The organism is Hungatella sp., assembly GCF_046966825.1.
Map to the genome: position 1 here is coordinate 1 of NZ_JBKVCZ010000075.1, position 23,053 is coordinate 23,053.

The following is a 23,053-nucleotide window of genomic DNA, read 5'->3' on the forward strand; positions in this document are numbered from 1 at the left end:
GTTCCTTAGCGGTCTGGATGATGGAGCGGATCAGTGTCTTTTCGCGAGGGTCATTGTCGTTACGGAACAGCGAACGGTCGATCTTCAGCGTAGTGATCCGTGGGTTGGTCAGTACGCTGTAGGAAGAGTAGCCGCTTCCGAAATCGTCCACGGAGCACGTAAAACCAAATTGAGTAATATCATTGACAACCCGGTTTACCTGATCTACCTGATTTAAAATAATACTTTCCAGAAGCTCGAACTCGATACAGTCCTTCCGGCAGGGATTACGCTCATAAACCTCTTTATAATCATTAAAAAAGAATTCGTAATTAAAAGCACATTCATTGAGATTTACACTGATAGAAATCTCTTTTCCATACTGCTGACGCCAACGCTCCACTGTGCTGCATACAATGCCAAACAAATGGAGGTCCACATTCTCAATCAGCCCGTTCTCCACAAGAGCTGGAAGAAACTCGCTGACCGGTATCATCCCCTTTACGGGATCGATCCAGCGGACCAGTGCCTCAGCCTTGGTTACCTTCCCGGTTTTTAAATCTACCTTTGGCTGAAGGTACAGCTTAAAATCGCCGTGCTCCAGAGCCGGTTTGATCTCCTGCTCCAGGTCAAAATAGTGCAGATTCAGATCATGGTATGTCATGGAGTATATTTCAAAATGAGAGTTGCGGTATGTTCTCTCCGGGCACTCAGCCCGGCACACATCGGCATTGTACTGGGCCGTATAGAAGTCGGTCGAATCGTCTTCCAGCGGGTAGATGCCTAATCCGATAAACACCTGTCCAAATCCCTCATCATCCTTCATATCCCGTATCATATGGCTGAAATCGGTGACGTACTGGACGATCGTGCTGTAATCGTGAGGCACCTTCACCAGCATATTGTAATAATCGAGATAGAGATGGGCCGCGTATTCCTCTTCCCCGATCCAATCCTGAATGGCTTCATAGACTCTTTCAAGCAGCCGATCCCCGGCCTCCCGTCCAAACAGCCGGTTAAAAATGCGAAAACGTTTGATTTTGAGGCTGATTAGAACGTAATCGGCCGGATTTTGCCTGCAAATCTCTTCATATTTCTCTTTTATCCATTGTTCATCATGAATCGCTTCCATCTTTCCAGTACCTCAGTATTTTATATAACCGAAATAGGGCCTTGATAGTTCATTTTAGCATTTATTACGTAATTAGACAATAGAAAACCTCGTTTTATCACGTAACTCAGAATTACCGGGTTACGAAAGTCTTATAGAAGTCGTCTTGTAATAGATATGCTTTTAAAATGATTGATGAAGATCAAGAAGATGGTTTTGTAGCGGTTTTCCGCAGTTTGGGCAGTTTATTTTCCTGAAAATGGACGGAATCGTCGGATAGTTGTCTTCCGTGCCGCTGTAGTATATCGCTTCGGCCTCGACCATGGGTATAATGATATACAGATTATGTATTTTAAGATAGAATCAGTAGCTGGGAATATCATTATTTTATTGACGAAGGAGAAATAACAGTTGAAAATTCAGTCCACTTCAATTATTATTAGTTAATATAACGACATTTTAACATATTATGTCATATCCATATAGCGGATAAAAAACAGGGAAATTATATGCGGATACTATAATGTAGTACGGGTGTATTCTTAACAGTGGACTTAATAATGAGGGGATTTATGAAAAGGGGAAGTATCTTTAATCGTTTTCTGTTATTGATTATTATAGTTATCATTATTCCGATGATCTTAATTTATGCAGTATCGTCCTCTGTATTGATTGCTAATCTCCATAATAACTACAATGATACAGTGAATGCGGCTGCTTATTCTGCATCCAGATCAATAAGAGATGTTGTCCGAAGTGTGATTGACACTTCTGTCTCAGTGGTAGGTAATGTAAAGATTAGGGAATTCCTTACCTGTGACAAAGAAAATGATAATTATCTTGAACTTCATCGTTCCGCCAAAAACTCTGTAGAAACTTACTATGTTAATAACAACTATATTTCTCATATTCAAATAATGTCCATACAGGAGGACCGTAATTTATCTACAGATTCAAAAAATGTTTACTCCTTTAAGGAAGAGGAGAAGGAAAGGATGAAGGAGTCTCAGGGAACCTGGTTTTGGACCCATGAGAGTAATGGTAAAGTTTCTATATACCGCATTATGCGCAATGTGAATAATGTGTCGGAGAAATTGGGATATATTAAAATTGTTCTTAACGAAGAGAGTATAGAGCGAAAACTTCTCACCAATGATTCCAGAATTAAATTTAATTATTTTCTTTTAGATATGGATTCTGGAGAACTCGTTATGTCTTCAGATATTCAGCTGGATGATATGGTAAAGGAAATTTTTCGGGGAAATCAGAAGCGTATAAAACAAGATTCCGGTTTTGTGCTGCAAAAGGATAATCAATATGTAGTATTTACAGAGCTGGGAATCAAATCATTGACATTGATTACTGTTGCAAAGGACCAAAGCATGTATTATACCATGATGAAGTATGGCATCATTCTGCTTTTTATTATTCTTTTTACCATAGCAGCAGGATTATATGCGGGGATATATAGGAAGCATATTGCTGTTCCGCTGATGACCTTGAGCAGTCATATGAAGCAAATAAATCCAGAGAGCGGTGTCCCCCTGCAGGTAGATGTGGAAGCCGAAGGAGAAGTGAAGGAACTGGTCGACACCTTCAATGCTATGTCAAACCAACTGAATTATTTATACGAAACCAATTATAAAAATGAATTAAAACTCAGAGATGCCAATCTGCTGCTTTTGAATAGTGAGATGAATCCCCATTTTTTGTATAATGTATTGGATTCGGTCAGATGGATGGTTGAAATGGATCAAAAAGAAGCTGCTACTGGAATGATACAGAATTTGTCAGAGATGTTCCGACTGTCGCTGGAACTATCGGAAAGCAGTGTTATTTCTTTGGGCAAGGAATTGGAACATCTGGAGAAGTATGTATCCATAGAAAAATACCGGTTTGGAGATAAGATTCGTATTCAGATGAATATTCAGGATAACATCCAGCATATTCAGGTGATAAAGTTTATTCTGCAGCCGTTGATTGAAAATGCACTGGTACATGGAATCTCTAAGTTCAGTGGTTATGGGAATGTTCTGGTGTCAGTGTATCTGTCCGGGGATGAACTTGTGTATGATGTGCGTGATGATGGATGCGGTGCGGATCCAGAGAGAATACAGCAGATTTTGAACAGTACTTTAATCAAGCAGAATAGTCTGGAGGGATTTGCTCTGGAAAATATCCAGGCAAGGCTGCACCTGAGGTATGGGGAGGAATATGGTATTGTCTATCGTCCAAGAGAAGGGGGCGGAAGTATCTTTATCGTGAAACAGCCAGTAGTAACATAAGGAGGTTTGAGGGGGATATGCTGAAAGTTTTGATTGTAGATGATGAGTATATAGTCAGACGTGGACTACGAAAAATAGTTCCGTGGGAGAAATTGGAAGTAGTGATTGCAGGAGAAGCAGAGTGTGTAGATGATGCAGTCGATATAGCCTTTAAAGTTTATCCAGATATTGTTATCTGTGATATACGCCTTCCGGGAGGGGAAGGATTTGTTTTAATTGATGAGATTAGAAAGATTGTGCCTTGGGTTCAGTTTATAATGATAACTGCACATTCAGACAAGCAGTATATGCTCAAGGCTATCTATATGGGGGTCTGTGATTATCTTTTTAAACCTGCAAAGGTTGAAGACATAAAAGAAGCAGTGATGCGTGCTCGTGAAAAGGTAACAGCATATCATAATAAAATGAAAAAAGACCAGAGTTATCAGAAGTTTATTCAGGAAAACCTGGATGTATTAAGGGAAAATTTTCTCCGAAATCTACTGCTCGAAACAGCACAGGAGGAAAAGGCCCTGGAAGACGGAAGCGCCTTAAAGCTCTATTTAAAAGGTCCCTATTACAGAGTGCTAAGACTGACTGTAAAAGCTGAAGAATTGTATGAGGCAGAACAACTGGTTTCCTCTTTCCTGGAGCCATGGTCCCCTGCTATTGTGCAGCCTGAAGATAATGAACGTAATTTTGCTGTACTGCTGAACAGCAGCGATGAGAACGACGAAAAGATAATTTTGGAACAACTTTCATCAGTCCGGATAGAGCAGATACAGATATCTGCAATTTGTGATAAATTGTCTGATCTGGCAAAAGAATACAGACTGTTGCAGGGCGTAAAGCAGGTTGGCATGGAGCAGGGACATCATCAGATGGGGCAGTCTGACACAGAATTACAGCAGATAAAGGAGACTTTATATGAGGCAGTCAAATATCATGATTCCATGGAGGAGATTAAAAGGCTGTTTCATCAGTATATGATATGTGCGAAGGAGAAAGAAGTTCCTGAAGAGGAGATTGTTATACAGAGCCGGAATATGGTTGATACAATCCGTATACTTACGGGGGTTCCTGGAGGCAGGAGAGAAGTGGAAGCAAATCTGCATGAAATATATCAGGAGTTTTCTGATCTGTGCAATCAGGTACAGGAAGGGAAGAAATACCTGCTTGATGATATCTCTGGAAAGGCATTATATTTCATCAAAAAAAGATATATGGAGGATCTGTCACTGGAACAGATAGCGGCAGAACTTTTTATGTCTTCATCCTATTTAAGCAGAATTATTAAAGAACGTACTGGCCATGGTTTTGGATATTGGCTGAATTACTATCGGATAGAAGCAGCCAAAAAAAAATTGTCTAATCCGGAAAAAAGTATTGAGGAGGTAGCCAGTGAATGCGGATATCACTCTTATCGAATTTTTTCAGAGAATTTTAGAAAATATACAGGAAAAACGGCATCCACATGGAGGCTGGATAAACAATAAAAAACGGAATCCTGTTTTGCCTGGGGCAGAACAGGATTTATTTTTCTTTTTTTAAAGAAAATCATCCTGCTAAGGTTGGGAGAAATGATTTAGTAGGCAAGATGGAGATAAAAAATGTGAAAATGCATAAGAACAAGCGATTTTCAATCTCATATTCGGTGGTTTATAATAAACATGTAAATTAATTATCACAAACGCGTTTGTATGATGCAGGGGTTAAAAAGAATGGAGGAGAAAGATGGGGAGAAAAAGAAAATGGCTGACGTTAGCATTGTCGGCAGCAGCAGTGGGGCTGGTTGGATGCAGTACAGTAAATGAAAATCCAACAAAGGCAAATGAGACTGTACAGACAGAATCACAGAACTCCGGAACCGGAAACAAGGCAGAAACGGAGCATGAACCAGTTACACTAACAATTGTACATGAGCATAGTGAAGAAGCAGCAGAAAATATTCCTAGCAGTGCAGCCTTTCGGTATTGTCTGAATAAGTATAAAGAGGACCATCCGTGGGTTACTTTGGAAGAAACCATTATTTCCAATTCAGATATTCAGGATAAGTATTTGTCTATGATCGCAGCGGATGAACTTCCAGACATTACATATGTAAAATATACATGGTTGGATAGTACAGCAGGAACAGGGATGCTGGCAGATCTGACGGATTATATCAATCCGGATGATTACTATGACGGATTGGCTTCCACGACCTTTAACGATAAAGTTTATGGAATGCCTAATAAGTTTTCTGTTTACAATCTGCTCTGTTATAATACTAAGCTTTGGGAAGACGCCGGTTATGAGGAGGGGCCATCAAGCTTTGAAGAATTGTTGAAAGCCGATGAAGCCTTTAATCAGATGGGGATTGATACTATTTCTCTTGGGAATACAGCAAAATGGTTTGCTGTATCGTATTTCACAGATGCATTGGCTTATAACTATTGTGGAGAAGATTGGGTAAATAAGATTATTGCTGGTGACAGCAGCGTAAAGTGGACGGATGAGCCTTTTATCAAGGCCATGAAGGCAACACAGGATATGAAAGAACTATTTAATGCGGATTTTAATATGACAGATGATATTTCTGCAGCAACTATGTATATGCAGGGAAAGGCAGCTTCTCATGTAGTGGGAGGCTGGGGAATTACTACTTTACAGGGATTAAGTGAAGAATATCCCGACGTCTGGGATAATACCAGAGTGATTCTGCTTCCTCCAGCCAATGGAGCGGAGGGAACACTGATTAATGCCTGCGGAGCGGCTGTCGGGGTCAGCTCACGTCTGGAGGCACCAGGGAAAGAGGCTGAATTACAGGCGGCAATTGAGTTTTGCCAATATATCAGCAGTCAGGATTATGCAGCCTATTGTTCTGAGCACGGAACTACAACACCTGTCAAAACGGAATACGACTGGACGGATTTAGGACAGCCATTTGTAGATATGTCGGAAATAATCAATAATACACCCAAAACAGGGTTAAATTTTAATGATTATATTAATGATACCGTGAAGATGGCGATTCAAAATGAAACACAGAGTGTTTTGGCTGGAGCTACAACACCTGAAGCGGCTGCGGCGAATATTCAGGCCATTCAGGAGCAGGTATTTTCACAGTAACAGGTAGATAAGAGGGGCAGGGAGGCTGTAAATAGCATCTCTGCCCTCATAAAAAGGGGGGATGGGATATGAGCAAATCAAAAGGAGATTGTCTGCAGCCGGGAAGAGGTGTGACTGCAATCTATTTGCTTCCAAGCCTGCTGGTTTATCTGTTGGTTTTTATTTTACCGGTAGTCTTGATTATTATTATGAGTTTTTTTAAATTCTCCAGCATTAAAAGCTTTACTTTTGTAGGGCTTGCTAATTATAAAAACCTGCTGTCTGATCCAAATGTTTTCCTTGCATTAAAAAATAACATTTTTCTTGTTCTTGTCTGCCTGGTAGGACAATTGGGAATTGCTTTCTTATTGGCTTGTATGCTTAACTCTAAGCGAGTAAAAGGAGGGGGAGTTTACCGTACAATCATTTATTTTCCAGTGACTCTTTCTGCTGTAGTAATTGGCTATGTATGGCAGTTTATTTACGATTATAACTATGGATTGATTACCTATTTTATGAATGCGGTAGGATATGGTGATGCGGTAACACCTTTGCTTGCACAAGTGGATTATGTAATGTGGTATGTGTGTATTCCTATGATTTGGCAGTATGTAGGATTCCATCTGGTGATTATGTTAAGTGCGATGACGGCCATTGACAAGGAGATTCTTGAGGTTTCGGAGATTGATGGATGCAACAGCATACAGAAAGCAAGATATATAATTATGCCATTGATAAAACCTACGTTAATTATTTGTGTATTTCTATGTATTTCAGCAAATATGAAGGCATTCGACCACATTATGACGTTGACCAATGGCGGACCAGGCTACGCATCAAATGTTCTGGCATTATATGCGTATAATGTATCATTCCAACAGTTTAATATGGGGTATGGAAGCGCGGTTTCTGTGTTCATCCTGGTGGTAACAGCTGTTTTATTTGTGATATCACGGGTGCCGGCCATGGTCAGCAGAAGGAGGGAACAACATGGAAAGAACTGAGCGTGTAAGTAAAAAGAAGATACATGGCCTGTTTAACTTTTTTCTCAATGCAGTGCCTGCCCTATATGCATTTACATGCATTTTTCCGGTAGTGTGGCTTTTTTATACAACATTTAAGACTCAACAGGAGTTTTCCATTGATGTGTTGGTTCTGCCAGAATCCTGGACTAATCTGTCTAACTATTCTTATGTTCTTACTCAGATGCCAGTCCTGCGGGCGATGTTTAATACATTAAGAATAACTGCAATAGTTATATTCTGTGTATTGATGTTCTCTTTTATTAACGGCTATTTTCTGGCCAGGTTTAAATTTAAAGGGAGCAGAGGGCTTTCTATATTGTACATGAGTAACCTGTTGGTACCGATTCATGCAATTCTTGTACCAGTTTATATTATTTTTGTAAAATTAGGATTGTCTAATCACTGGTATTCTACAATTTTGCCCTGTATTTGTATGGAACTCACAACCTCCATTTTTCTGGTACGCAGTTATGTGGATACAATACCCAGGGAGCTGGAGGAAGCTGCAAGCATCGATGGAAGCAGTTTTACGAGAACACTACTATTAATTATACTGCCGCTTATTAAACCAGTAGTAGTAACCTGCGGTATTATCAGTTTTTTTCATGTGTGGAATGAATTTCCTTTTTCATTGATTTTATTTAGTAATGAGAAGGATTATACATTACCTCTAATGCTGATGCGGTTTAAAGGCGAATATTTTACTGATTATCCCAGAGTAATGACGTCACTTTTTGTATCTATCATACCTGCTCTTGTAATCTATTCCCTGTTTTCGAAACAGATTATTAAGGGGATGATGGCAGGGGCAATCAAAGGATAAGGAGGAAAAAATGGAACGGATGGAAAGAAGGTGGTCTTGTTTTACCAGCGCGGATATACAGACCATCGCTGATGCAACTCCGGTGGAAAAATATACTTCTACATGGCTCTCAGGAGGGGAATATATGCCTCCATTTGCTGAAAAAATGACTGGTAAAAATATAAAACTTTGCCTGGAACATGGCCGAAGTTATACCTATCGTTTTCTGGACACTCATACCCTGCAGTGGAAAAGAGATGGAGAGGAATGGAGAGAAGAATACTGTGATGTATTAAAAGCACCTGGAAATGATGAGATTTATCTGGTTCAACATTATTGCAGAGGGTCTGTACCTCCCCGTGCTCATACTCTGGTGGTGGATCTGGATAAAGGGTTATGCACAATCTGTATTGCAAGAGTAGGAAATGCAGCATCTGCAAGAGAGGTACAGAGCGAGTTCCTGTTTGGAATTCTTGACGGATACGAGGATACTGGAGAGAGGCACGGTTACACCGAGGATTTGGTGGGAACTTCAATTTTGTGGACTTATCATGAAAAAGAGAAAGCGAAGGTTAAGCACATTTATACGGCTCCTTTATACTACACTTATGTGATGACATCAGAGGAGAATAAATGCTGGGTCGCATCAAATCCCGCCGACTATATAAGGATTAATGATCATATGTATGTATTTGTGTTCAGAGAAGAACGTCAGGCGGGAGTGCAGGGATTTTTCCTGATTAATCTTACATTACTGCATGATGTGGGTTCTTTCTTCGGAATCCAGGCCCACGGTATGGAATGCTGTACCTTTGGAGCGAAAGGAGATCTGGCATCTCCCTATGCAGTAGAGCTGTGTAGAGGGAATAGATAATAGTGTAATAATGGGAGGGGGAAAATAAGTTGGAAAATAAAGGGGGACTTTTTCAAATTGCAGATCGGGGAACTGATCTGGTGGTGTTAGGCGTTCTGTGGTTAATAACTTCACTTCCAATCATTACAATTGGAACTTCCAGTACCGCATTGTATTATGCCGTATCAAAATCGGTGCGTTTCGGGGAAGGAAAACCGGTTAAAGAGTATTTTCATGCATGGAAAGCCAATGCTGTGCAGGGCTGTATGTCAACGTTGATCTATTTACTGACAGCAGGAGCTGCGATATCGGTGGCTATGGTATCGGGAGAAAATTGGCTTGTCATTATTCCGATATTAGCAGCAGGTACTGCAATCTATTATTTTCCCGTCTTATCCAGATTTACCTTGTCAACGATACAATGTTTTCAGGTATCTGTTTTCCTGATGGTAAGGTATCCAGTACAAACGGGGTGCCTTTTGATTACCTTTGTTTTAAGCGTAGCAGTAACTGCGATTTTCCCATTTTTATTGCCGGTATTATTTTCATTTTATACATATTACTCTACTTTTTTTATTGAAAAAATATTCAGAGAATATATGAACCCGAAAAAAATTGAATGCGGAGCATGGTATTTTGAATAGGGACAGTTAAAGAATGGAGGTGTTTCCTTTATAGGGGGCATTTCCATTTTTTTGATGTGTATTGATTCAGATGAGCAAATAAGAGAGTAAGATAATTACAAAATAACTAAATAATAAGTTGAAACAGAGACAGATGGGAGAGAAAATCGCAGACTGCATTTTACAATCAATCATTATCGGCTGATAAATAGAGGATTGTTAAAAACAATCAGACCTGATATGATAAATTCAGTATATTACATCATATTTTGGAGGGGGAAGTATGCTGTCATTCGTTCGCAGATTCAATATCAGCCTGTTTAAGAAAATAATCACGCTCTTTTTAATCGTTCTGGCGCCTATTTTTATTCTGGGCATCTATATCCGCAACTGGGGGGCCAATACTGTGCGGGAAGAATTGTCAAAGTCATCAACGGCCCAAATAGAATTCTATTTAAACCAGCTTGAGGATGAAATCGAACGGCTCAAGATACTGCAGTATTCGTGCCTGAACGACGAGCATCTTAATCGCCTTGCAGTGCAGTACAGCATTATGAGTCCGTACGATATTGTCAGCAATATGAGGCAGCTTCAGGCGCGTCTTATGACGATCGTGTACAGCAGCAGCTATGTGGAAAATGTCAGTGCACACATCTTTTCCATTGATAAGACCGTATCGTCAGACCGGGGGGTGGATGAAATAGACCCGAAGGTTTATGAACGGATCAAGGCCGCAGCCGGACTTAAGGGAGCACAGATTATCCGGTATGAGGACGGATTATATCTTACGACTGCCTATCCTTTGGACAATTCGGGCCAGAACAGTAACTATGTGATAGAAGTGAAACTGAATCCGGAGGTATTTAAAGAGGATTTAAAGCAGTTCAATATCTATCCGGACAGCGGCTCCTTTTTAATTGATCTGACGAATTCGAATGAGATTGCCATGGCAAGCACCGGAAGATCCCTGCAGCCCCACGATATATTGAGCGATTTTGCCATATCCGGTAAAAGCGGTACCGATCTGGGTAAAATTGATGATTACCGCTACTACTCGGTGTATGCGAGGTCGGACTATTTAAGCCTGCTGCTGCTTCGATATCTGCCGGAGAATCTGGTGTTCACGCCAATGCAGAATTTTACCAGCTGGATATGGATCTTCATCCTTGCCTCGATATCGGTAATCATTGTTTTCACGCTGTTTATGCATCGCTTCATCAATAAACCGATCAAAAATCTGGTAGCAGTCTTTCGCCAGGTGGAAAAGGGGAATCTGCAGATCAGTCTGAATCCGGAGGACGTCAGATCCACGGAATTTGCTTATTTATACACCAGATTCAATAAAATGGTTGAGAGCTTAAATATGCTGATCGATCAGGCATATAAGCAGAAAATTCTGACTCAGCGCGCGGAACTGAAGCAGCTTCAGGCGCAGATCAAACCCCATTTTCTGTATAACAGTTTCTTTATCATCAATACAATGGCACAAATGGGGGATGAAAATCTGGTAGAGTTCACAAATCATCTGGGGGAGTATTACCGCTACCTTACCAGAAATTCCACGGACATTATTCCTCTTTGTGAGGAGGTGGAGCATGCGCGCACTTATACCAGCATTCAAACCATGCGTTTTTCAAAGAATCTCGAAGTGGATTTCAGTCCATGCCCGGAAGAATTCGAACAATATCCGGTCCCGCGGCTTATCATACAGCCGCTGATCGAAAATGCCTTTGAACATGCGGTCGATAAGAGGATGAAGGACCGGATCATCTCCATCTCCTTTGAGATATGTCAGGACAGGCTGCATATTATTGTCGAAGACAACGGCAAAAGCCTGACAGATGAAACGCTGGCAGAACTGCAAAAACGACTGGCAGTCCAATCGGATGATGTGGAGGTCACTGCACTGCTGAATATTAACAGACGTTTACAGTTACAGTACGATGAAGCCAGCGGTGTGCTGCTTAAACGCAGCTCATTGGGAGGACTGCGGGCAGAGCTTGTATTGGGAGTGAGGAGGGGGTAGTATGTACCGGCTATTAATTGCAGATGATGAGGAAATTATTGTAAATGGGCTATATGACATTTTCTCCAATCTGGAGAATTTAGAACTGGATGTGTATAAGGCGTATTCGGGTGAGGAGGCAATCCAGTGGCTGGGGCGGACCAGGATCGATATTGCTCTGACCGACATCAATATGCCGGAGATCGATGGCCTGCAGCTTCTGGATGAGATCAAGAAACGCTGGTCCTGGTGCCGCGTGATTTTCCTGACGGGACACAGTGAATTTAACTATGCGTATAAGGCGATTCAATACAGTAACGTAAGATACTTATTAAAGACGGAGGGATATGACAAGATTATAAAGACCGTGGAAAGCGTTGTTCAGGAGCTGAAAGATGAGAATCAAACGAATGAGATGATTCAAAACGCCAAAGATCAGATTAATCTTGCTCAGGATTTGTTTTGCCAGAAGTATTTTTATGCATTGCTTAACAGTGATCGTTCTTTAAAAATCAATACGGAAGAATTCGAACGGCTCTTTATCCATTTGAAAGCAGACGAACCGGTGATGCTGGTTTTGGGAGAAATACTGACGCTGCCCAAGTCGATTGATTTCTGGGAGAAAAATCAGATCATGTATTCGATCAAACAACTGCTTGTCAGATATTTTTCCATGCACGTTGACAGTCTTGCTGTCCCGCTGAAGGATGATAAAATTGCTGTTTTTGTCCAGCCGCGAAAGACACAGCCATTTTCGGATCGTGATGACGGCAGTATGAGCGTTTTCCTGAAGGGAACGCTTGAGATCGTTCAGTCGGCCTGTCGGGAGAAGCTGGATGCCCCAGTGAATTTTGCGTTGGCAGAAAGGCCATGCGGGTGGAAGGAAATTGCAGAGAAGTATGTATCTCTGATGGACTTACTTAGCCACCATATCAGTCATGATGTGGAAACCATTCTTGACGAAAGGGATTTTCGGAAGCAGAGGCAGAACTTCGTTCCGGTTCAGGACGCAAAAGCTGACCATGCGGCGGCTGAGTTGCAGGGTTTATTATTCCGCAAAGACTTAAGCGATTTATATCACTCCATAGAAACCGGGGAAGAGCAGGACTATTTTGAGTCCTTAAAAAAATGGCTGGTGCCCCTTGGCGAAATACAGGATAAAAATGATGGTATTGCATTGGAGGCATACCAGACGATTATCACCTTCTTCCTTTCCTGTATGAACCGTTCCCAGCTGGCATCTCAGTTTTCCGAATTTTACAATATAAATAAACTGCAGGACAGTGAAAGCTATGGCACCTGGAAGGAGGCGGCCGATCATCTTCTGGAATTATTTCATAAGCTTTTTGATTTACAGAAAGAAGAGCAGTGCAAGCGTACACATGAGATCATAGCATTTGTGCAGCAGTATATTGAAGGCCATTTGTCGGAAGATTTATCCCTGACGAGCCTGTCTGAAAAAACATATTTAAATTCCTCCTATCTCTCCCGGCTCTATCATCAGACGACCGGCCATAAGCTTTCCAGCTTTATAGAGAATGCGCGGATAAAAAGGGCGAAGGAATTACTTGAAAATCCGTATGAAAAAATTTACGAAATTGCAAGAAAGGTTGGCTATGATACCGCCGCCTCCTTTACACGCCTGTTTAAAAAAGCGGAAGGTATGTCGCCCCAGGAATACCGGGATACGTTTCACTCTGCGAAAAGACATGAGAGTTAAAACGCAGATGTAAAAATATGTGAAGACGAGAAAAAATATAGTAAAGATGTGTTAAGAAAATCAAAAGTTGCTTGTAGAAAACGACTAAAAATACGGGTATAATAAGGGTGCAAATTGGTGATAAATCATAAAACAAGGAGGGCTATATGAGAAAACGTATTTTTAGTACTGGTATATCTGCTGTATTGATCGGCAGTATGCTGCTGACTGCCTGCGGGGGAAATAATTCGGGCGGTTCGTCATCTTCTGCAAGTGCAGCAGGTGAAACGAGTACTGCAGCGGCAGGGGACAGCTCCGCTGCTGCGGAGAGCGCGGATCCGTTTGGAAAGTATGATCCACCGATCAGTATGACATTTGCACGTACGGTGGATAATGATTTGAATGACAATATTCTGCCTAAGACTCCGGGGGAGACCATCGACAGCAACAGGTGGCTGGACTTGTATTCCGATGATCTGGGGATTGACATCAGTTATGCCTGGACGGTCAGAGGCGGTCTTAACGATGATGCCTATACACAGAAATTGAATGTTACCATTGCCTCTGGTGATTTGCCGGATGTTCTGATTGTAAACCGTACACAGCTGAAGCAGCTGGCAGAATCGGACATGATAGCAGATATGACAGAGTTTTATGACCAGTATGCCAGTGAACTGACGAGAGAGGTTTATAATTCGGAAGGACCTGGTATCCTGCAGTCGGCTACCTTTGACGGCCATTTGATGGCAGTCCCCTATGCAGATGCATCGGTGGAGAGTACACATTATCTCTGGATCCGCCAGGATTGGCTGGATAAGTTACAATTAGAACCACCTAAGACGATGCAGGATTTACAGAACATTGCTGAGGCGTTTACCACACGCGATCCTGATGGAAATGGAAAAGATGACACGTATGCAATGGCAGTTACAAAGGATTTATACAGCGGCGCCATGGGCACAGAAGGCTTTTTCGCAGGTTACCATTCTTATCCCAATATGTGGGTGAAGACAGACGATGGGACATTGGCGTGGGGCAGTGTGCTTCCGGAAACCAAGGACGCATTAAAGGCTCTGGCAGATATGTATGCGGCTGGAGAGCTTGACCCGGAATTCGGTATTAAGGATGGGGCAAAGGTCGCAGAGACGATAGCGGCCGGAAAAGTGGGAATTGATTTTGGTGAGCAGTGGAACCCGATGTATCCGCTGATCAGCAATTACCAAAATGATCCGGAGGCCGACTGGGTTGGATATCCGATCGTATCGGCCGATGATACGCTTCCGAAGGTTCCGCAGAAATTCCGTACCCAGTGGTATTATGCAGTCCGCAAAGACTATGAGAATCCGGAAGCGGTTGTTAAGTTAATCAATATGCATCTGGAGAAAAACTGGGGCGAGGACAATGACTTTAATCACTATTACATGCCGGTAGAAAATGGAGCGGTAGGCGTATGGAAGTTCTCTCCGGTTGCACCGGCTCCGACGAATAAAAACCTCGAGGCGTTTAATGAAATCGAAAAGGCGCGTAAGCTGGGAGATATGAGCATTTTAGAGGGTGAGCCTGCAGTTATTCAGACCAATCTGGAAGCTTATTACAATGGCGATACGACTCAGTGGGGCTGGGATAAGATATACGGAGAAAATGGAGTCTTCCATGCTCTGAATGGTTATATTGAGAACGGTCAGGTGATGAGAGAAGAGTTTGTAGGCGCGCCTACACCGACGATGGTAGATAAACAATCCTCTTTAAAGACGATGGAACTGGAAATGTTTGTCCGCATTATTATGGGAGATGTTTCCATAGATGAATTTGATAAATTCGTTGAAAACTGGAATGCTCTTGGCGGAGCTGATATGACAGCGGAAGTCAACGAATGGTACCAGTCCGTTAAAAACTAGAAAAGAGATTACGAGAGGAGAGGTTTCATAAAAACTTTTCCTCTCGTTTTTTAAACAGGAAAGAGAGGGTTTCTATGAAAAGCAGAAGAAAGCGGGAACTGCCGCTGCATCTGATGATTTTACCAAGTGTAATTATGCTCATTTGTTTCAGCTATTTGCCGATGGGAGGCATTATCATTGCTTTCCAGAAATTTATACCGGCGAAGGGGCTGTTTGGAGATCAGAAATGGATTGGCTTCGATAACTTTATCTATTTGTTCAAACTGCCTAATTTCACCAGCGTGCTGTGGAATACTCTGTTTATCGCAGTCATGAAAATAATTTTCGGACTTTTAATTCCGATTGTAGTCGCTATTCTCATCAATGAGGTGAGACATAATTCCTTGAAAAAAGGCATTCAGACGGCTATCTATCTGCCTCACTTTTTATCATGGGTGGTATTAGGCGGCATCTTTATCGATATACTTGCGCCGGGAGACGGACTCGTCAATCAGGTTATCAAAGCGCTGGGCGGCCAGCCGATCTTCTTTTTAGGCGATAATAAATGGTTCCCGTTTACGCTGATCGTAACGGAGACCTGGAAGTCCTTTGGATATGGAACTATTGTATATCTGGCGGCAATCACCGGCATAGATTTAAGCTTATATGAAGCAGCCCAGGTTGACGGGGCTAACCGCTGGAAGCAGATCTGGCATATTACGCTTCCCGGCATGCGCATGGTGATTGTGCTGTTAATGGTGCTGAGCCTTGGCAACGTGCTGAATGCGGGATTCGACCAGGTGTTTAATATGTACAGCCCGCCTGTATATGCCAGCGGTGATATTATTGACACCTTCGTTTACCGGATCGGCATGCTGGAGGCACAGTTTGGCGTTGCAACGGCGGTGGGACTGTTTAAATCGGTGATATCTCTGACTTTAATCTCAGTTTCCTACTGGTTTGCCTATAAGTTTGCAGACTATCAGCTGTTTTAGGAAAGGAGCAGTCTATGAAAAGCAAGAAGAAGTTTAAGTGGTTTCCAATATTAAATACGGCATTTCTGCTCGTACTGGCTCTGATCTGTGTGATTCCCCTGATCCATGTGGCGGCAGTTTCCTTCAGCTCCAGCGCGGCGGCTTCGGCCGGAACCGTATCGCTGTGGCCTAAGGAGTTTACCTTAAATTCGTATTCCTTCGTTGCAAAGCGTCCCGCCTTCTGGCGCTCCATGAGAGTTTCCGTTATACGAATTATAATGGGCGGGGGCTTAAGCCTGTTACTGACAATTACGGCTGCCTATCCATTATCCCAGCCGAAGGGAAGCTTTCGGTTCAGAACCGTTTACGCCTGGTTTTTCTTTGTCACAATGATATTTAATGCCGGTTTAATTCCGTGGTACATGGTAATCAGACAGTTTGGCCTTCTGGACAGTATTTGGGCTTTGATTCTTCCTAGCGCCGTACCTGTTTTCAGTGTGATTCTCCTGCTCAACTTTTTCCGTGAAGTTCCGAGAGAACTGGCGGAGGCGGCATTTATAGACGGAGCAGGGCATTGGCGCACCCTTTGGACGATCTATGTACCGCTGTCCAAACCGGCTCTGGCCACACTCCTGCTGTTCTCTCTGGTGGCAAACTGGAACAGCTGGTTTGACGGACTGATTCTTATGAACAATCCTGACAATTATCCGCTGCAGACTTACATACAAACCATTGCGGTTCAGCGTTCGTTCAGTATGATGACGAGAGAAGAGATCCAGCAGATGGCTACAATATCAGACAGGACTCTTCGTTCTGCACAGATATTTTTAGGATCACTGCCAATCGTCATGGTGTATCCGTTCCTTCAGAAATACTTTGTGAAAGGAATTGTATTGGGAGGTGTGAAGGGATGAGTATGAAAAAACAGGCGTTTAATCCCTATCTGCCTTCCTGGGAATATATTCCGGACGGTGAACCCCATGTGTTCGGGGACCGTGTTTATGTGTACGGATCCCACGACCGTTTTAATGGATTTGCCTATTGTTTAAATGATTATGTATGCTATTCCGCGCCGTCGGACGATTTAGGCAATTGGAGATATGAAGGCGTTATCTATGAAAAGACCAGCGATCCGGTAAACCGGGAGGGCAGCATGTGCCTGTATGCTCCGGACGTTGTCAGGGGCGCAGATGGAAGATACTATCTGTATTATGTTCTCGATAAAGTTCCGTTTGTATCGGTGGCTGTCAGTGATACACCCGCAGGAAAATACAGCTTCTATGGATATGTACACGATGCAGACGGGAGACGTCTGGGGGAACGGGACAGCGATCAGCCCCAATTTGATCCGGCAGTCCTGATGGAGGACGGCAGCGTCTATCTCTATACGGGATTTTGCGGCCCCGGCGATCAGTCGAGGAAAGGCGCCATGGCGACCGTGCTTGGGCCGGATATGGTGACCATAACGGAGGAACCGGTCATCATAGTTCCCGGAAACTGTTACAGTGCCGGAACTGATTTTGAGGGACATGAGTTCTTTGAGGGTCCTTCAATCAGAAAGAATGGAGATACGTATTATTTTGTCTATTCTTCGAGTAAAATGCATGAATTGTGTTATGCGGTCAGCCGGTATCCAACGAAAGAATATGTGTATGGCGGAGTCATTGTCAGCAATTGCGATGGTAACATCACGCACCAGAAGCCGGCCGGCCTTCCTGCGTATGTTCCAGGCAACAATCACGGCGGGATGGCAGAAATAAGAGGACAGTGGTATATCTTTTACCACAGGCATACAAACGGAACTAATTTCAGCCGCCAGGGCTGCGCTGAGCCGATTCAGATCGGGGAAGATGGTTCCATACAGCAGGTCGAGATGACCTCATGCGGTTTAAATGGAGGCCCACTGGCCGGGAAGGGAGAGTATCCGGCATATATTGCCTGTAATCTATTTTCTAAAACAATGGATAACAATCACTTGCTCCACCATGCAGGCTGGATCGACGGAAAATATGCCAGAATCACACAGGATGGACGGGATGGCGATGAAGAGACCGGATACATCGCCAATATGCAGGATTCCACAATCGCAGGATTCAAGTATTTTGACTGCAGCGGTATTACGAGGATTTCGCTGAAAACAAGAGGCTATGGCAGCGGTTATTTTGAAGTGAAAACCAGATGGGATGGTGAGTGCCTGGGTACGATTCCGGCAGGCTATTCCAACGTATGGGTGGAAAATTCTGCTGAGATTACGATTCCGGATGGTGTCCATGCGCTGTATTTCGAATTCAAAGGCGAGGGCGGGATCAGTCTGGCTTCCTTCTCTTTAGAATAGCAGGCTGCGAGAGGGGCAGAGAGCAGGAGGACAATGAAAGAAACGAGAGAAACGCGCCTGTGGTGGACGGATATACCTGATCCTGATGTGGTCCGGGCAGGTGATACGTATTACATGACGAGCACGACGATGCATTTTACGCCGGGCTGTCCTGTTATGAGATCGCGGGACCTGATTCATTGGGAAATTGTTAATTACGTGTATGATGTTTTGGAAAACAGCGATGAGATGTCTTTAAGGAATGGAAAACACGACTATGGGAGAGGTTCCTGGGCAAGCTGTATCAGACATAACGGCCATACCTGGTATGTTGTGTTTACGGCATATAATTCCAATAAAACATATATTTTTCAGACCGGGAGCATCGAAGACGGGCCATGGGAGAGATACACGCTTCCCGGCATTTACCACGATATGTCCCTGCTGTTTGATGATGACTGCAGAGTCTATATGGTATACGGCAGCGGGACAATCCGTGTGATGGAATTAACCTCTGATGCGAAGGCGGTTAAGGCAGATGGCATGAATCAGGTGATTATTCCGAGTGCCGATGTGGGAGGAACAGGCGGCCTTCCTGCCGAAGGGGCGCATATTTATAAACGGAATGGCATGTATTATATATTTCTGATTGCGTGGCCTCCTGCGGACCGCTCTTCCGGAAGGAGAATGGAGCTGTGCTACCGCTCAGACAGAATTGACGGCGTGTATGAGGGAAGAGTGGTTCTGGACAGCGATATGGGATTTCATAACAGAGGAGTTGCACAGGGCGGAATCTTTGAAACGGAAGATGGTAAATGGTATGCGCTGCTGTTTCAGGATCACGGTTCGGCAGGCAGGATACCGGTGCTTGTTCCGGTATCCTGGGAGGACGGCTGGCCGGTGTTTGGAGACTGTGGACGGCTGTCTGATATAAATACAGTGAATCCTAAGGCTTTTTGCAGAATTGATGTTGTCCAATCCGATGGGTTTGATGATCAGACAGCACTGGGACTGTGGTGGCAGTGGAATCATAATTGTGATGACCGCTTCTGGTCGCTGAGTGAAAGACCGGGCTGGCTTAAATTAATAAACGGTACGATTTGCGATAACCTGTCCAATGCGCACAACACATTGACACAGAGGACCTTTGGGCCTGTCTGTTCCGGTCGTGTGCTGCTTGATACATCGGAGATGAAGGCGGGAGATTTCGCTGGCCTTGGAGCTTTCCAGGATCAGTATGGATACGTCGGCGTCATGAAGACGGAGGCTTCGGCTACGGTGATCATGGCGATGGCGGAGCCGGAACCGTTTGAACCTTCCAGGATGCACTATGAGACCGGAAAGCCGGAGGTGATTGTGGAAAGCACAGTGCTGCAGCAGAGCGAAATATATCTCCGCGTTGACTTTGATTTTCGGGATATGGCGGATACCGCAGAGTTTTATTACAGCCTGGACTGCAGCAACTGGAACCGGATCGGCAGCCAGTTAAAGATGTCCTACCGCCTGACCCATTTTGTGGGGTACCGATTTGCGCTGTTTAGCTATGCGACGAAGGTAACCGGCGGTTCCGCTTATTTTGACTGCTTTGAGGTGTCCTGAATTAGAAAAAAGGAGAAAACATGAAGAAAGCACAAATTATCATTGATCGTTATTTTTTAACAGGGGATGTTGACAAAAGAATATACGGTTCGTTCCTTGAGCAGCTGGGGCGTGCTGTATATGGGGGAATCTATCAGGAAGGAAATGTGAATTCCGACGCGCATGGCTTCCGCCAGGATACCCTGGAGCTGGTAAAGGAGCTTAGAGTGCCCATTGTGCGCTATCCAGGCGGAAACTTTGTATCAGGGTTTCACTGGGAGGACAGTGTAGGACCGAAAGCACAGCGGCCGGCAAGGACAGAGCTGGCCTGGAAGGTGATCGAGACGAATGAATTCGGTTTAAATGAGTTTGCAGACTGGTCAAAAAAAGCGGGAAGCGATATGATGATGGCCGTCAATCTTGGCACAAGAGGGCCGGAGGATGCGAAAAATCTACTGGAATACTGTAATTTTGAAGGCGGCACTTATTACAGCGATCTCCGCAGGACTCACGGCTATGCAGAGCCGCATAACATTAAGGTATGGTGTCTGGGCAATGAAATGGATGGAAAATGGCAGATGGGCCACAAAACAGCGGAAGAGTATGGAAGGATCGCTTCAGAGACTTCCAGGCTGATGAAATGGCTGGATCCGGGCATCGAGACCATAGCCTGCGGCAGCTCCGGCCTGGCAATGCCTACATTCGGAGACTGGGAATATCAGGTCCTGGATGAGTGCTATGACGAGGTGGATTATCTCTCCCTCCATCAGTATTTTGGAAATCACAGCAATAATACGCCGGATTTCCTTGCAAGTTCGAAGGGAATGGATGAGTTTATCACTGGAGTGGTATCCCTCTGTGACGCGGTGAAGGCAAAAAAACATGCAAAGAAGAGCATTCACTTATCTTTTGACGAATGGAATGTATGGTACCACAGCAATGAACAGGATAAAAAGATCAAACCATGGGACAAAGCGCCTCATCAGCTTGAAGATGTATATAACTTTGAAGATGCCCTCTTAGTGGGAAGCATGCTGATTACCCTTTTGAGCCATGCGGACAGAATCAAAATTGCGTGCATGGCTCAGCTGGTGAATGTCATCGCGCCTATCATGACATCGGACACAGGGGCCTGGAGGCAGACGATCTTTTATCCATATATGCATGCCAGCATTTACGGGAAAGGAACCGTGTTGCTGACTCAGATTAAGGCTCCTTTCTATGAAAGCCGGAACTATGGAGAGGTATCTATCCTGGATAGTGTCTGCATCTGGGATCAGGAGGCGGATGCACTTACAATTTTTGCAGTGAATAAAGATTTAGAGGAGGATGCAGAAATTGAGTGCGATTTGCGCCAGTTTGAGGGATACCAGGTAAAAGAGCATCTCGTGCTGACTCATGATGATCTGAAGGCGGAGAACACGGAACTGGCGCCTGATACAGTAAAACCGGTGCATTCGGCTGCTTCCAGAGTGGAAAATGGTATATTTACTTCGGTGCTTGGCAGACATAGCTGAAACGTAGTGCGGCTGGAAAAATAAATACAGAATAAAAAATCATGACTATGTAATGTCATGTTCCCTGTGATACAATGTCATAGGGTGATAAAATATGAAGATCGAACGCTTAATTGGAATTATTACAATCCTGCTGCAGCAGGACAAAGTGACCGCTCCGGAGCTGGCGGCGCGTTTTGAGGTTTCGAGAAGAACCATCAACAGGGATATTGAAGCGATCTGTAAAGCCGGGATTCCCCTGATCACGATTCAGGGATTTGACGGAGGCATCTCCATCTCAGACAGCTATAAGATAGACAAGACGCTCTTTACGCAGGATGAACTGCAGACCATTTTAACTGGTTTAAAAGGCATTGACAGCGTATCCCCAGGCACATACCTGAGTGGAATTATGGAAAAGCTGTCGAGCAGGGAACGGCAGATTGTCGTTGACGATACCATGGTGATTGACCTTGCGTCCCATTACCACGACGCTTTGACACACAAAATCGGCCTGATTAAAAAAGCAGTCCGGTGCAGGTGCATGATCTCTTTCCAGTACTACAGTGAAAATGGGGAAAGCCAGCGCAGAATTGAGGCATACCGGCTGATTTTTAAATGGTCCTCGTGGTACGTTTTTGGATTCTGTCACAGCAGAAACGATTACCGTCTCTTTAAGCTGAACCGCCTATGGGACTTGTCCGTCCTGGAGGAACACTTTGTTCCGCGCGAGATTCCGGAGAAACGGCTGGATTTTGATGCTTACTTTTCCTCCCATACGATTCGCTTGAAGGCGATATTTACAGAAACGGAAAGACACCGTCTGATTGACGAATACGGTAGGGACAGCTACGTGCCTTGCGAGAGCGGGGGACTGCTGTTCGAATGGGATTTTGCGGGCTATCAGAACATGCGGCAGTGGATTCTCAGCTTTGGCGATCAGGTGCGCGTGTTGGAACCGGAAGAACTGAGGACGGATATCCGACGGCAGTCTGAAAATATTTTGCAGAGATACCGGGAGACATGACCCATAGCTGTCATGTTCCCTCTGCTATAATGGAAATCAAAAAGGAGATTTTATGATGATTGAATCCAGATGCGGTATCCTGTGCAGTTCGTGCGGTTATAAGGAGGAAATGGGATGTAAAGGCTGCGTACATATTGATAAGCCATTTTGGGGTGACGGATGTCCGGTAAAAACCTGCTGCGAGACCCGGGAGCATGAGCATTGCGGCCAGTGCGGGGACTTTCCCTGTGAGCTGCTGAAGCAGTTTGCATATGATGAAGCGCAGGGAGACGGCGGCAGGCGGATTGAACAGTGCAGGTGCTGGAACCAGGGAAGGTAAATGTTACATTCATGAAA

The 23,053-nt window shown here is 43.9% G+C and carries 18 protein-coding genes; 17 read left to right on the top strand and 1 reads right to left on the bottom strand.

All coding sequences use genetic code 11. From position 1 onward, the window contains the following. A partial coding sequence (locus ACLTD4_RS20630) for an EAL domain-containing protein (RefSeq protein ID WP_412331526.1) occupies positions 1–1,111 on the bottom strand: 1,111 nt, incomplete at its 3' end. Positions 1,112–1,662: 551 nt separating this feature from the next. On the opposite strand from ACLTD4_RS20630, the gene ACLTD4_RS20635 reads away from it, so the two are divergent. The 17 genes from ACLTD4_RS20635 to ACLTD4_RS20715 all read left to right on the top strand — a co-directional run bounded on the left by ACLTD4_RS20635 (position 1,663) and on the right by ACLTD4_RS20715 (position 23,036). Beyond that, a complete protein-coding gene (locus ACLTD4_RS20635; RefSeq protein ID WP_055656027.1) occupies positions 1,663–3,375 on the top strand; it encodes a sensor histidine kinase in 1,713 nt (570 codons plus the stop codon). 17 nt (positions 3,376–3,392) lie between these two features. Beyond that, positions 3,393–4,850 (top strand): response regulator transcription factor, encoded by a 1,458-nt coding sequence (locus ACLTD4_RS20640; protein ID WP_055656030.1) that lies wholly within the window; start codon positions 3,393–3,395, stop codon positions 4,848–4,850. Between the two features lie 238 nt (positions 4,851–5,088). Continuing rightward, positions 5,089–6,465 (top strand): ABC transporter substrate-binding protein, encoded by a 1,377-nt coding sequence (locus ACLTD4_RS20645; protein WP_055656032.1) that lies wholly within the window; start codon positions 5,089–5,091, stop codon positions 6,463–6,465. 68 nt (positions 6,466–6,533) lie between these two features. Beyond that, positions 6,534–7,448 (top strand): carbohydrate ABC transporter permease, encoded by a 915-nt coding sequence (locus ACLTD4_RS20650; RefSeq protein WP_055656034.1) that lies wholly within the window; start codon positions 6,534–6,536, stop codon positions 7,446–7,448. Further along, positions 7,435–8,292 carry a carbohydrate ABC transporter permease gene (locus ACLTD4_RS20655; RefSeq protein WP_117623952.1) on the top strand — a complete coding sequence of 286 codons (858 nt, stop codon included), beginning with the start codon at positions 7,435–7,437 and terminating at the stop codon, positions 8,290–8,292. Before ACLTD4_RS20650 ends, ACLTD4_RS20655 begins: the two co-directional genes overlap by 14 nt. 10 nt (positions 8,293–8,302) lie before the next feature. After that, the gene (locus ACLTD4_RS20660) at positions 8,303–9,145 is read left to right on the top strand and encodes a MoaF C-terminal domain-containing protein (RefSeq protein ID WP_055656036.1); all 843 of its coding nucleotides are present in this window, start codon (positions 8,303–8,305) and stop codon (positions 9,143–9,145) included. 29 nt (positions 9,146–9,174) lie between these two features. Then, positions 9,175–9,768 carry a YesL family protein gene (locus tag ACLTD4_RS20665; RefSeq protein WP_117623951.1) on the top strand — a complete coding sequence of 198 codons (594 nt, stop codon included), beginning with the start codon at positions 9,175–9,177 and terminating at the stop codon, positions 9,766–9,768. Between the two features lie 262 nt (positions 9,769–10,030). Then, positions 10,031–11,773, top strand: coding sequence for a histidine kinase (locus tag ACLTD4_RS20670; protein WP_117623950.1), 1,743 nt, complete (start codon positions 10,031–10,033; stop codon positions 11,771–11,773). A 1-nt stretch (position 11,774) separates the two neighbouring features. Further along, positions 11,775–13,472 (top strand): response regulator, encoded by a 1,698-nt coding sequence (locus ACLTD4_RS20675; RefSeq protein WP_117623949.1) that lies wholly within the window; start codon positions 11,775–11,777, stop codon positions 13,470–13,472. Between the two features lie 146 nt (positions 13,473–13,618). Beyond that, positions 13,619–15,349: an extracellular solute-binding protein gene (locus ACLTD4_RS20680; RefSeq protein WP_055656043.1), complete on the top strand. Its 1,731-nt coding sequence runs from the start codon at positions 13,619–13,621 to the stop codon at positions 15,347–15,349. A gap of 74 nt (positions 15,350–15,423) precedes the next feature. After that, positions 15,424–16,323, top strand: coding sequence for an ABC transporter permease (locus tag ACLTD4_RS20685; RefSeq protein ID WP_002599863.1), 900 nt, complete (start codon positions 15,424–15,426; stop codon positions 16,321–16,323). A gap of 14 nt (positions 16,324–16,337) precedes the next feature. Continuing rightward, complete coding sequence (locus ACLTD4_RS20690; RefSeq protein WP_025531905.1) at positions 16,338–17,216, top strand: carbohydrate ABC transporter permease; 879 nt, start codon at positions 16,338–16,340, stop codon at positions 17,214–17,216. A 2-nt stretch (positions 17,217–17,218) separates the two neighbouring features. Then, positions 17,219–18,637: a family 43 glycosylhydrolase gene (locus ACLTD4_RS20695; protein ID WP_117623957.1), complete on the top strand. Its 1,419-nt coding sequence runs from the start codon at positions 17,219–17,221 to the stop codon at positions 18,635–18,637. A gap of 33 nt (positions 18,638–18,670) precedes the next feature. After that, complete coding sequence (locus tag ACLTD4_RS20700; protein ID WP_117623948.1) at positions 18,671–20,215, top strand: glycoside hydrolase 43 family protein; 1,545 nt, start codon at positions 18,671–18,673, stop codon at positions 20,213–20,215. A 20-nt stretch (positions 20,216–20,235) separates the two neighbouring features. Beyond that, a complete protein-coding gene (locus ACLTD4_RS20705; RefSeq protein ID WP_117623947.1) occupies positions 20,236–21,711 on the top strand; it encodes an alpha-N-arabinofuranosidase in 1,476 nt (491 codons plus the stop codon). 94 nt (positions 21,712–21,805) lie between these two features. After that, entirely contained in the window at positions 21,806–22,717 is a 912-nt protein-coding gene (locus tag ACLTD4_RS20710; RefSeq protein WP_117634738.1) for a helix-turn-helix transcriptional regulator, read from the top strand. Between the two features lie 55 nt (positions 22,718–22,772). Further along, complete coding sequence (locus ACLTD4_RS20715) at positions 22,773–23,036, top strand: DUF3795 domain-containing protein (protein WP_002599853.1); 264 nt, start codon at positions 22,773–22,775, stop codon at positions 23,034–23,036. Positions 23,037–23,053 lie beyond the last annotated feature (17 nt).